The following is an 11,630-nucleotide window of genomic DNA, read 5'->3' on the forward strand; positions in this document are numbered from 1 at the left end:
GACAATAGCGGCGAAAAAGTAAAAAAGATCCCATTGCCGTGCGTGGCAGACGACCTTCCGTCTGATGATCGGGTCATCGTGGTTGCCAGGTGTTCCGCTCGGCGCGGCACGCCTACGATTGAGTCCGGTCCAGCCCCCCACTGTGGGCCGACTCACTCCCCCATGGCTGAAAACTGGCCAGCAATGGCTTCAAGGCACCGGAAGGCCCTGGTTCCTACATGGCGAACAATTTGTCGTTCATCGGTCGTGACATGGCAGTCGACCTCGGCACGGCCAACACGCTGGTGTACGTCAGAGGGCGCGGCATCGTCCTGAACGAGCCGTCGGTCGTCGCCAAGAACACGTCGACCGGCGGCATCCTCGCGGTCGGCGCCGAGGCCAAGAAGATGATCGGCCGGACCCCCGGCAACATCGTCGCGATCCGGCCGCTCAAGGACGGCGTCATCGCCGACTTCGAGATCACCGAGCGGATGCTGCGGTACTTCATCCTCAAGGTGCACCGGCGCCGCTACCTCGCCCGCCCGCGCGTCGTCATCTGCGTGCCGAGCGGCATCACCGGCGTCGAACGCCGCGCGGTGGTCGAGGCGTCCAGCCAGGCCGGCGCACGCAGCGTGCACATCGTCGAAGAGCCGATGGCCGCCGCGATCGGCTCCGGACTGCCGGTGCACGAAGCGACCGGCAACATGGTCGTGGACATCGGCGGCGGCACGACCGAGGTGGCGGTCATCTCGCTCGGCGGTATCGTGACGGCGCAGTCGATCCGCGTCGCGGGCGACGAACTCGACATGGCGATCATCAACTTCGTGAAGAAGGAGTACTCGCTCCTGCTCGGCGAGCGCAGCGCCGAGGAGATCAAGATGTCGATCGGGTCGGCGTACGACCTGGGCGACGACGCGCACAGCGAGATCCGCGGGCGCGACCTGGTCTCCGGCCTGCCGAAGACGATCGTCATCTCGACGGCCGAGGTCCGCAAGGCCATCGAGGAACCGGTCAACACCATCATCGACGCGGTCAAGACGACACTCGACAAGTGCCCGCCGGAGCTGTCCGGCGACGTCATGGACCGCGGCATCGTCCTCACCGGCGGCGGCGCGCTGCTGCGCGGACTCGACGAACGCCTGCGCGCCGAAACCGGCATGCCGATCCACATCGCGGACAACCCGCTGGACTCGGTGGCCATGGGCGCGGGCAAGTGCGTCGAGGAATACGAAGCGCTCCAGCAGGTACTGGACGCACAGCCGCGCCGGTAGCGGACGCAATCCCCGGGACGGCCGAAACGTCCCGGGCGTGTCCGGACCGCCGACGCCGCCAAGCTCTGCCAAGCTCTGCCAGGAACTGCCAGGAAAGGGGCGGGCCGCATCGTGAGGGATTCCCGCCGCAGCCGCATGGTCCTTGTGCTGTTGCTCGCGATCTCCTTCGCCTTGATCACCGTGGACATCCGCGGCGGCCGGAATTCGCCGCTGTCGACCGCGCGCGACTGGGCGTCCGCGGTGTTCGGGCCTGCCGAGCGCGGCACTTCCGCCGCGGTCGACCCGGTAGGCCGGGCCATCGACGCGGTGCGCGACGCGGGCAGCCACGAGGACGAGAAGAAGAAGCTCAAAGACGAAAACGCCAAGCTCCGGCAGGAGTTGGAGAACGTCCAGCTCGACAAGGCCCGGGTTGCCGAACTCGACAAGCTGCTGCACGTCGCGTCCGCCGGCCAGTACAAGGTCAAGCCCGCCCGCGTGGTCGCGGTGGGACCCGCGCAGGGCTTCTCCTGGACGGTCACCATCGACGCCGGCACCGGCGACGGAATCAAGCAGGACATGACCGTCATCAACGGCGACGGCCTGGTCGGCCGGGTCACCTCGGTCGGCCCGATGACCGCCACCGTGCTGCTCGCCACCGACCCGGGCTTCTCGGTCGGGTCGCGCATGGCCGGGTCGATGGAAATAGGGATCACCACCGGCCAGGGCGACCGGCCGATGAAGCTCCAACTCCTCAACGGGCAGGCGCAGATCAAGCCGGGGGACCGGCTGGTGACGTTCGGATCGCAGGGTCCCAAGTCCTTCGCGCCCGGCGTGCCGGTCGGCGAGGTCACCGAGATCCGTGCCACGCCCGGGGCGCTGACCAAGACCGTCGAGGTCAAGCCGTACGTGCACTTCACCAGCCTGGACACGGTCGGGGTGGTCGTCGAACCGCCGCGCTCCGACCCGCGCGACGCGGTGCTGCCCGCCGCGCCCGCCCAGCAGCCGCCCGCCAACCCGGCGGCGCCGGCGTCCGCTCCCGCGAGCCCGGCCGCACAGCCGAGCACGACGCCGACCGGCACCGGGAACTCCAAGACGTCGGCGAACGGCCGCCCTCCGGCGAAGAATCCGACCCCGAGCGGAAGGGACTGACCGGTGGGAGCCGCCCGCGCGCTGTACGCCGCCGTCCTCATCGTCGTGGGCCTGGTCGTCCAGGTCTCCGTCCTCGCCCGCCTCGGCCTGCCCGGCGCGGTGCCGGACCTGCTGATGCTCGTCGTCATCGGAATGGCGATGACGTGGGGCCCGACCGCGGGCTGCGTGGTCGGGTTCGCCGCCGGGCTGTGCGCCGACCTCGCGCCGCCCGCCGACCACGCCGCCGGGCGCTACGCGTTCGTGCTGTGCCTCGCCGGGTACGTCGCCGGCCTGTTCGCGCAGCGCGGCCGCCAGCCCCGGCAGTCCGTGGTCACCACGATCCTCGTCGTCGTCGTCCTCGCCGCGCTGACCACCGTGCTGTACGCGGGCGTCGGCGCGCTGGTCGGCGACACCGCCGCGCGCAACGTCGGCCTCGGCCGGCTGATGACCACCGCGGTGGTCTACGACGCGCTCCTCGCCCCGTTCGTGGTGCCCCTGGTGATGACCGGGGCGCGCCGTATCGACCCCCAGCCGCTGATGCCGATCTGACCGGCCGGGCCGCAGCCGCCGAGCCGTCTGCGACCCGCTCCGACGACCCGCTCGCACCCTGCTCGGACTCCGCTCCGACACCGCCTTGAGATCCCCGGGAGTGATACGCCGATGATGCCCAGCCTGTCGAACGCGGGGCGTTCGCGCGGTGACGGCGCGCACGGCGTCCGGGCGCGTCTGATCATCCTGCAGGTCCTCGTCCTGTCCCTGATCGTCACGCTGTTCGGCCGGCTGTGGTACCTCCAGATCCGCCAAGGCGACGAGTTCACCAAGGCGGCCACCACCAACAACGTCCGCAACGTCGTCACCCCCGCGGTGCGCGGCCAGATCCTCGACGACAAGGGCCGCCCGCTGGTCGCCAACAAGGCGGCGCTGGTGGTGACGGTCAACCGGACGGACCTGTCGTCGATGCCCGACAAGGGCAGCGCCGTGCTCACCAAGCTGGCCGGCGTGCTCAACATGAAGGCCGAGGACCTCAAGCTGAAGGTCCGGCTGTGCGAGAAGAACGTGCCGCAGCCGTGCTGGAACGGCTCGCCGTACCAGCCGATCCCGGTGACCAAGAACGCCACCACCGAGCAGGCGCTGGCCATCGCGGAGCACCGCGAGGAGTTCCCCGGCGTCACCGCCGAACCCACCGCGATCCGCGCCTACCCGGGCCCGGAGAGCGCCAACGCCGCCGCCACGCTCGGCTACCTGTCGCCGGTCACCGACGACGAGCTCACCAAGCAGAAGCAGGCCGGCAAGGACGACCTCCAGCGTTCCGACCAGGTCGGCCGCACCGGCCTCGAACGGACCTACGACACCGACCTGCGCGGCAAGACCGGCGTCACCAAGCTCGCCGTCGACAACCTGGGCAATGTCATCGGCACCGTCTCGGAGACTCCGGCGACGCCCGGCAACCACCTGGTGACGTCGATCGACGCGCGCGTCCAGGCGGTCGCCGAACAGCAGCTCAACGAGGCCCTGCTGCGGGCCCGCAGCACGTTCGACGCGGGCAACACGCACCGCAACTTCGCGGGCGACTCCGGCGCGGTCGTCGTCATGGACGTCAAGACCGGCCGGATCGTGGCGATGGCGAGCGCGCCGACGTACGACCCGAACGTGTGGGTCGGCGGCATCGCGCAGGCCGACTACCAGGCCCTCACCGGCCCGAACTCCGGCCAGCCGCTGCTGCCGCGCGCCATACAGGGTCAGTTCGCGCCGGGCTCGATCTTCAAGGTCGTCTCCACCTCGGCGGCCGCCGAGAACGGCTACTCGACCAAGGCGAACTACCCGTGCCCGGGCGGTATCACGGTCGGCGGCATCACCTTCAACAACCTCGAAGGCGCGGGATACGGCGACATCTCGCTCGCCCGTGCGCTCGAAGTGTCCTGCAACAGTGTGTTCTACGGCCTGTCCTACGACATGTGGCTCAAGGCGGGCGGCCTCAAGGGCACCCACCACCCGATGGTCGACATGGCCCGCGCCTACGGTCTCGGCACCGCGACCGGGATCGACATCCCCGGCGAGGTGCCCGGCCGCATCGTCGACCAGAGCGTGCGCCGCGCCGAGTGGGAGAAGAACAAGGACACCTGGTGCAAGGAGTCCGAGGACCCCAAGCTGAGCGCCCAGCAGCGCCTCGTCAACCACGAGAACTGCCTGGACGGCTGGCAGTTCCGCGCCGGTGACGCGGTCAACTTCTCGATCGGCCAGGGCGAGACCCTGGTGACGCCGATCCAGATGGCCCGCATCTACGCGGCGATCGCCAACGGCGGCACGCTCTACAAGCCGACCATCGGCAAGGCCGTGGTCAGCCCCGACGGCAAGGTCGTCCGGGAGATCGAGCCGGAGGTCGCGGGCAAGATCCCGGTCTCCCAGGCCACGATGTCCTACCTGCAGAACGCGCTCCAGGGCGTGGCCACGAACGGCACCGCGGCGGGCGTGTTCTCCGGATGGCCGATGGACAAGCTCCCGATAGGAGCCAAGACCGGTACCGGGTCGGTGCAGAACAAGCAGTCCACGTCGTGGTTCGCGACCTTCGGCGGCCCCAAGGGCGCGCCGCAGTACGCGATCGTGATGATGGTCAGCCAGGGCGGCACCGGCTCCGGCACCTCGGGCCCCAGCGTCCGCAAGATCTACAACGCGCTGTACGGCGTCGACGACAAGGGCCAGATCGACCCGAGCAAGGCGCTCATGTCGGCGCCGCCCGGCGATCTGCCGAAGATCCAGGCGGACGGCACGGTCGTGCCGGTGGCGTCGTTCACCTACGACGCACCCGCCCAGCCCGGCGGAGGCAGCGGCGACCGGCCTGCCGTGGCACTCGGCGTACCCGGCGCACTGCCGCCGGACCGGGTGCCGTACCGGGGAGGGCGGTTCGTGTGAACCTGGGGGTGAAGATGCGGCAGTCCAAGCCCAAGGCGTTCGGCCTCGGCGGGCCGCCGTCCCTGCAGAAGCTCTCGCCCGCCTTCGCGGAGAGCCGCCGGTCGTTCACGGCCCGCGCGTTCGAACGCGACGCCCCGGTGCGCCGCCTCGACTGGGTGGTGTTCGCCACCTCGCTCGCGCTGTCCGTCATCGGCTGCCTGCTGGTGTGGTCGGCCACCCGGCCGCGGCACAACCTGACCGGCGGCGACCCGCAGGCCTTCCTCAAGAAGGACCTGCTCAACCTGGCCATCGGCCTGGCGCTGTTCGTGGCCGTCTCGGTGGTGGGGCACCGCCGGATGCGCGCCGCGGTGCCGTTCATCGGCATCCTCGCCATGCTCGGCCTGTTCGCCGCGCTCAGCCCGCTCGGCGCCACCATCAACGGCCAGCGCGCGTGGATCCTGCTGCCCGCCGGGTTCTCGCTGCAACCCGCCGAGCTGGCGAAGATAGGGGTCATCCTCGGCATGGGGATGATCCTGGCCGAGCGGGTCGACACCGGCGACGTGGAACGCCCCGGCAACCGCGCGGTGTTCTGGTCGCTCGTGGTCGGCCTGCTGCCGATCGCCGTCATCATGCTCATGCCCGACATGGGTTCGGGCATGGTGATCGGGGTGATCGTCCTCGGCGTGCTGCTCGCGTCCGGGGCACCGGCCCGGTGGATCGCGGGGCTCATGGTCATCGGCGGCGTGGGCGCCGCGGCGGTGTGGAAGCTCGGGATACTGAGCCCGTACCAGATCGACCGGTTCAAGGCGTTCACCGATCCGACCCTCGACCCGGCCGGCGTCGGCTACAACGTCGCCCAGGCCAAGCTCGCGCTGGGCTCCGGCGGACTGCTCGGCAAGGGGCTGTTCCAGGGGCCGCAGACGCAGGGCCAGTTCGTGCCCGAGCAGCAGACCGACTTCATCTTCTCGGTGGCCGGCGAGGAACTCGGACTGGTCGGCTGCGCGGTGATCCTGTGCCTGTTCGGCCTACTGCTGTGGCGCGGCATCCGGATCGCCGTGAACGCCGACGACCTGTTCGGCACGGTCATCGCGTCGGGCGTCGTGGCGTGGCTGGGCTTCCAGATGTTCGAGAACATCGGCATGAACATCGGCATCATGCCGGTCGCCGGCCTTCCGCTCCCGTTCATCTCCTACGGCGGTTCGTCGATGTTCGCGATCTGGATCGCGGTCGGACTGCTGCAATCGGTGCATATGCGCGGCGCGGCGTCGCTCGGCAAGTTCAAATAAGACCCCTCCCGCTTCCCGGAGCCGAACCGCGTGGTCACGCGGTTCGGCTCCGGCGTTTCTGCTCTCATCTGCTCCCGTCTGCTCCCGTCATGCTCCCGCTGTGCGCGGGCGTGCGGCCGTGCGCCCCGTGAGTTGGGCGGTTTTCGCCCCTTCGAGTGAGTAACCACCGGGTCCGGCCGGAGGTTAAGGACACGGAGTCGGGGATGTCCGCCTTCCCCGCACACGAGCAGCAGAAGCAGGAGAGGCCATGTCGGGGATGTCCGGAGCGGTCCCGCTCGGCCGACCGAGTCTCGGCGCCGCCGAACTCGCCGCGGTGGAGGAAGTGTTCCGCTCGGGCTGGGTCGCCGGGGCGGGGCCCGCGTGCCGTGCCTTCGAAGAGGAGTTCGCCGAGGCCTGCGGAGTCGGGCACGCCGTCGCGGTCGCCAACTGCACCGCGGGCCTGCACCTGGCCCTGCTCGGCTACGGCGTCGGCCAAGGCGACGAGGTGATCGTCGCCGACTACACCTTCCCGGCGACCGGCCACGCGGTGCTCTACACCGGCGCCACGCCGGTGTTCGCCGACGTGCTGCCGGACACCGCCACGGTGGACCCGGAGGCCGTCGCCGCGCTGATCGGGCCGCGCACCGTCGGGATCATCGCGGTGGACGCCGCGGGCATGCCCGCGGACTACGAGGCCCTCGGCGCGCTGGCCGAGCGGCACGGCCTGTTCCTCGTCGAGGACGCCGCCTGCGCCGCGGGCGCGACGTACCGCGGCCGTCCCGCGGGATCGCTCGCGCCGGTCGCCGCGTTCAGCTTCCACGGCCGCAAGGGCATCACCTGCGGCGAAGGCGGCGCGGTCGTCACCGACGACGCCGACCTGGCCGCCAAGGTCCGCAAGCTGGCCGCGTTCGGCCTGGAGAGCGCCTGGTCCCGGCAGGGCCGCACCGAGCTTCCCATCCCGGTGTTCGACCAGGCGGGCTACAACTACAAGCTGTCCGACGTGGCCGCCGCGATCATGCGCGTGCAGCTCTCCCGCCTGCCGGAACTCGTCGGGCGGCGCCGCGCGGTCGCGGACACGTACGCGGCCCTGCTGGCCGACGCCGACGGCCTCGCCGCACCCGTCGAGCCGGACGACCGCACCACCAGCTGGCAGTCGTACATCGTCACGCTCGCCCCGGACGTCGACCGCGGCAAGGTCGCCGCGCACCTGCGCGAGCAGGAGATCGGCTGCAACTTCGGCACCTACGCCTCGCACGTGCAGCCCGTCTACGGCACCACCGCGCCGTGCCCGGTCTCCGCCGACCTGTTCGCCCGGCACCTCGCGATCCCGATGCACAGCGAGCTGACCGACGCCGAGGCGGAGCGGGTCGCGATCGCGCTGCGCAAGGCCGTGGAGAACGCCCGCTAGCACCCCCCTTCGTGCCGGGCCGGCGGCCCGGCTCCGTCCCCGCAACCCGCCCCGCAGGCACCGAGGAGCCCAGCGTGTCCGTCCCCACCGTCTTCTTCTCCGGCGGCGCCGGCTTCATCGCGAGCCACACCATCCCGATCCTGCTGGAACGCGGCTATCGGGTACGGATCTTCGACAGCATGCTGCGCGGCGACCGGGACCGCGTCGACGAGTTCTGCGCCACCGGCCAGGTCGACCTGGTCGAGGGGGACGTCCGCTACGGCGGCGCCGTGCAGCACGCGATGCGCGGCTGCACGCACGCGATCCACTTCGCCACCGTGTCGATCAACAAGAGCATCGCCGACCCGTACGAGTCGGTCGACATCAACGTCATCGGCAACCACAACGTGTTCGCCGCGGCCGCCGACCACGGCGTCAAGCGCCTCGTCTTCGCGTCCTCCGCGTCGGTCTACGGCGACCCGCAGAAGCTCCCGATGCACGAGGACGACGTCCTGCAGCCGCTGACGCCGTACTGCATCAGCAAGCGCATGGGCGAGGACCTCCTCGGCTTCTACCAGCGCACCAAGGGCCTGTCCTGGATGGCCCTGCGGTTCTTCAACGTGTACGGCCCCGGCCAGAAGACCGAGGCCTACTACACGTCCGTGATCAACACCTTCCTGCGCCGCATCCGCTCCGGCGAGCCCCCCGTCATCGACGGCCGCGGCGACCAGTCGATGGACTTCGTCCACGTCACCGACATCGCGCGGGCGGTCGTCGCGGCCCTCGAATCGGAGCGCGACAACCTGCCGGTCAACGTCGGCACCGGCGTCGACACCTCCATCGCGCAGCTCGCGAAGATCCTCATCGCCGCCGTCGGCGCCTCGATGGAGCCGCAGTTCAACCCGCGCGACGTGCTCGTCTCGCGGCGCGCCGCGGACATCACCCGGGCGCGCGAGGTCCTCGGCTGGGAGCCGACCGTGCCGGTCGAGAAGGGCATGGCCGACCTGGTGCGCGCGTCCGCCTGACCCGCCGTCCGACCGCACCGACCCCCGAGAGCATCCGCCAGACCATGCGTATCGCCGTCGTCAACAACTTCTTTCCGCCCCGGGTGGGCGGCAGTTCGCACCTCTCCGCGGCCCTCGCCCAGGAGTACGCCAAGCGCGGACACCAGGTCATGGTGCTGACCGCCGCCTACCGCGGAGCCCCCGCCCACGAAGTCGTCGACGGCGTGGACATCCACCGCCTCCCGGCGTTCGTGATGCCCAAGATGGGCCTGTCGATCGACTTCGACATCACCTTCACCAGCGGGCCCCGCAACCTGCGCCGGGTCTTCCGGCTGCTCGACCGGTTCAAGCCGGACGTCATCCACCAGCACGGCCAGTTCCTCGACCTGAGCTGGCTCACCGGCCAGTACGCGCGCAAGCGGAACGTCCCGGTGCTGCTGTCCATCCACACCCGGCTGGAAAGCCCCCGCGCCTTCTACGCCAACGCGTTCCGCGCCATCGACCGGGTGTTCCTGCGCCGCATGCTGCGCCGCTACGACCCGCGCTACGTGATCATGGACGAGCACGCCGCAACGTACTGCACCGCCCGCTACGACTCCGGCGACCACCACTACGAGTACATCCCGGTCGCCGTCGACCCGGCCCGCTTCGAAGCGCCGCCGAGCCGCGACATCCGCGCCGAACTCGGCTTGGGCGACCGGCCGCTGATCGTCTCCGTCGGGCACGTCATCCCGCTCCGCGACCGCAAGCTCCTGATGGACGCGCTGCCCGCGGTCCTCGCCAAGTACCCGGACACCAAGCTCGTCGTGGTCGGCACCGTCTACTACGACGCGTTCCTCGAACGTGCCCGCGAACTCGGCATCGAGGACGCGGTGATCTGCGTCGGCGCGGTCCCCAAGGACGACGTGCCCGCCTACTTCGCCGCCGCCGACATCGAAGTGCACGACCTGTCCGGCGGCGGCTGCGGCACCGCCAGCCTGGAGGCCATGGCCGCCGGCCGGGCCACCGTCGTCGCCGTCAGCGCGACGAACTTCCCGGGCATCGACCTGGTCAACTGGGAGAACGCCGTCCTGGTGTCGCACCGCGACTCCGACGAACTCGCCGCCGCGCTGATCCGGCTGCTCGACGACCCCGCGGAGCGCGCCGCCATCGCCGCCCGCCAGCAGGCCCTGGTCCACGAGCATTTCACCCTCGACCGGGTCACCGAGCAGCACCTGGAGGTGTTCGCGCGGATGACCGGCGGGCAGCCCTCCGCGGGCGGCCGTTCCGGCGCCCCCTCGCTCGCCGCGCCGAGCGACGACCCCGCCCGCGAGGACCCGGCCCGCGAGGAGCCCGCCGATGTTTCACGATGACGACCGCAGCAACCGGCTGCGCCCGGCGATCCTGACCGACCTCGTCGGCCAGTACATGAACGACAGCGAGCGCGCCGCCCTGCTCGGCCTGCCGCCGACCACCCGCATCCGCGAGCGCGCCAAGATCGTGAATCCGGAGCGCCTGGAAATCGGCGAGCACTGCTGGATCGGCGAGGGCGCCGTGCTGGACGCGAGCGGCGGGCTCAGCATCGGCGCGCACACCAGCATCGGCCTCAACGTGCTCGTGTTCACGCACTCCAGCTGGCTGGCCAACATGACCCTGCAGAACCACTCCGGGTCCGACCTCATCGAACGCAAGCCGATCCGGATCGGCAAGGGCTGCTTCATCGGCGGCAACAGCGTCATCATGCCGGGCGTCGTCATCGGCGACTTCGCCACCGTGTCGCCGCTGTCCGTGGTGGCCAAGGACGTCCCGGACCGCTGCATCGTCGGCGGCAACCCCGCACGGGTGATCCAGCGCATCGACGACGAGCACATCCAGGCCGAGGTGCGCCGGGTCCGTGCGGGCGCGCACCCCACCCAGAGTCAGGAATCACCGTGGCCAACCGCATCCACCCCACCGCTGTCGTCGGCGACGGCGTCGTCCTCGGCGACGGGAACCTCGTCGGGCCCTACAGCGTGATCCTCGGCCCGTGCCGGATCGGCGACGGGAACTGGATCGGGCCGCACGTCTCCATCGGCGCCCCGGCGGAATGGCGCGGCGGCCCGCACCCGGCCGCCTGGGACGGGGAACTGGCCGGCGAGGGCGTGGAGATCGGCGACGGGAACCGGCTGCGCGAGTTCGTGACCGTGCACCAGGGCACCAAGCGGGCCACCCGCATCGACGACGAGTGCTACCTGCTGGTGCGCAGCCACGTCGGCCACGACGTCCTCCTCGACAACGGCGTGACGCTGTCCTGCTCCGCCCAGCTCGGCGGGCACACCGAGGTCGGCGCGCACGCCAACATCGGCATGGGAGCCGTGGTCCACCAGCACAGCCGCATCGGGCCGGGTGCCATGGTGGGCATGGGGGCGTCGGTCCGCCGCGAGGTGGCGCCGTTCAGCATCGCGGTGGGCAACCCGGCGCGCGAGGTCGGCGTGAACGAGGTCGGCCTCGGGCGCTGCGGCGTCGCCGGACCCGCCGCCGAGGCGATGGCCGAATACGTGAAGGGGCACGCGCCGGTCCCGGACGGCCTGCCCGGCGAGATCGCCGCGCTGCTCGCCGCGTGGGAACGCGGGCGTACTCCGGCCGAGTGACTTCGCGCGTGCCAGCGCGCTGCCGTGGCACCCGGTAGGGAGCGGGTATCCCGCCTCACCCGCGTTTCCGGTGCCCGGCCATCCGACGGCCGGGCCGGACAGCGAAGGACCGGCCGCGG

The 11,630-nt window shown here is 70.9% G+C and carries 9 protein-coding genes and 1 pseudogene; all 10 read left to right on the forward strand.

The window, feature by feature from the left end:
• Positions 1-230: 230 nt before the first annotated feature.
• The 10 genes and pseudogenes from ABEA93_RS19820 to ABEA93_RS19865 all read left to right on the forward strand — a co-directional run bounded on the left by ABEA93_RS19820 (position 231) and on the right by ABEA93_RS19865 (position 11,511).
• A complete protein-coding gene (locus ABEA93_RS19820; protein WP_345677000.1) occupies positions 231-1,250 on the forward strand; it encodes a rod shape-determining protein in 1,020 nt (339 codons plus the stop codon).
• Between the two features lie 111 nt (positions 1,251-1,361).
• A complete protein-coding gene (gene mreC, locus ABEA93_RS19825; protein WP_345676955.1) occupies positions 1,362-2,378 on the forward strand; it encodes a rod shape-determining protein MreC in 1,017 nt (338 codons plus the stop codon).
• A 3-nt stretch (positions 2,379-2,381) separates the two neighbouring features.
• Positions 2,382-2,894: pseudogene (gene mreD, locus ABEA93_RS19830) on the forward strand (rod shape-determining protein MreD); the annotation flags it as partial.
• 123 nt (positions 2,895-3,017) lie between these two features.
• Positions 3,018-5,267 (forward strand): penicillin-binding protein 2, encoded by a 2,250-nt coding sequence (gene mrdA, locus ABEA93_RS19835; protein WP_345676956.1) that lies wholly within the window; start codon positions 3,018-3,020, stop codon positions 5,265-5,267.
• Positions 5,264-6,532 carry a rod shape-determining protein RodA gene (gene rodA / locus ABEA93_RS19840; RefSeq protein WP_345676957.1) on the forward strand — a complete coding sequence of 423 codons (1,269 nt, stop codon included), beginning with the start codon at positions 5,264-5,266 and terminating at the stop codon, positions 6,530-6,532. The genes mrdA and rodA overlap by 4 nt, the downstream gene beginning before the upstream one ends.
• A gap of 247 nt (positions 6,533-6,779) precedes the next feature.
• Positions 6,780-7,919: a DegT/DnrJ/EryC1/StrS family aminotransferase gene (locus tag ABEA93_RS19845; protein ID WP_425585008.1), complete on the forward strand. Its 1,140-nt coding sequence runs from the start codon at positions 6,780-6,782 to the stop codon at positions 7,917-7,919.
• Between the two features lie 74 nt (positions 7,920-7,993).
• On the forward strand, positions 7,994-8,923 hold the full coding sequence (locus ABEA93_RS19850; protein WP_345676958.1) for an NAD-dependent epimerase/dehydratase family protein: 930 nt from the start codon (positions 7,994-7,996) through the stop codon (positions 8,921-8,923).
• 44 nt (positions 8,924-8,967) lie between these two features.
• Positions 8,968-10,254 carry a glycosyltransferase family 4 protein gene (locus ABEA93_RS19855; RefSeq protein ID WP_345676959.1) on the forward strand — a complete coding sequence of 429 codons (1,287 nt, stop codon included), beginning with the start codon at positions 8,968-8,970 and terminating at the stop codon, positions 10,252-10,254.
• A complete protein-coding gene (locus ABEA93_RS19860) occupies positions 10,241-10,897 on the forward strand; it encodes an acyltransferase (RefSeq protein ID WP_345676960.1) in 657 nt (218 codons plus the stop codon). Before ABEA93_RS19855 ends, ABEA93_RS19860 begins: the two co-directional genes overlap by 14 nt.
• Positions 10,813-11,511, forward strand: coding sequence for a UDP-N-acetylglucosamine acyltransferase (locus ABEA93_RS19865; protein ID WP_345676961.1), 699 nt, complete (start codon positions 10,813-10,815; stop codon positions 11,509-11,511). The genes ABEA93_RS19860 and ABEA93_RS19865 overlap by 85 nt, the downstream gene beginning before the upstream one ends.
• Positions 11,512-11,630 lie beyond the last annotated feature (119 nt).

The organism is Yinghuangia aomiensis (assembly GCF_039542225.1).
GTDB classification, from domain to species: Bacteria; Actinomycetota; Actinomycetes; order Streptomycetales; family Streptomycetaceae; genus Yinghuangia; species Yinghuangia aomiensis.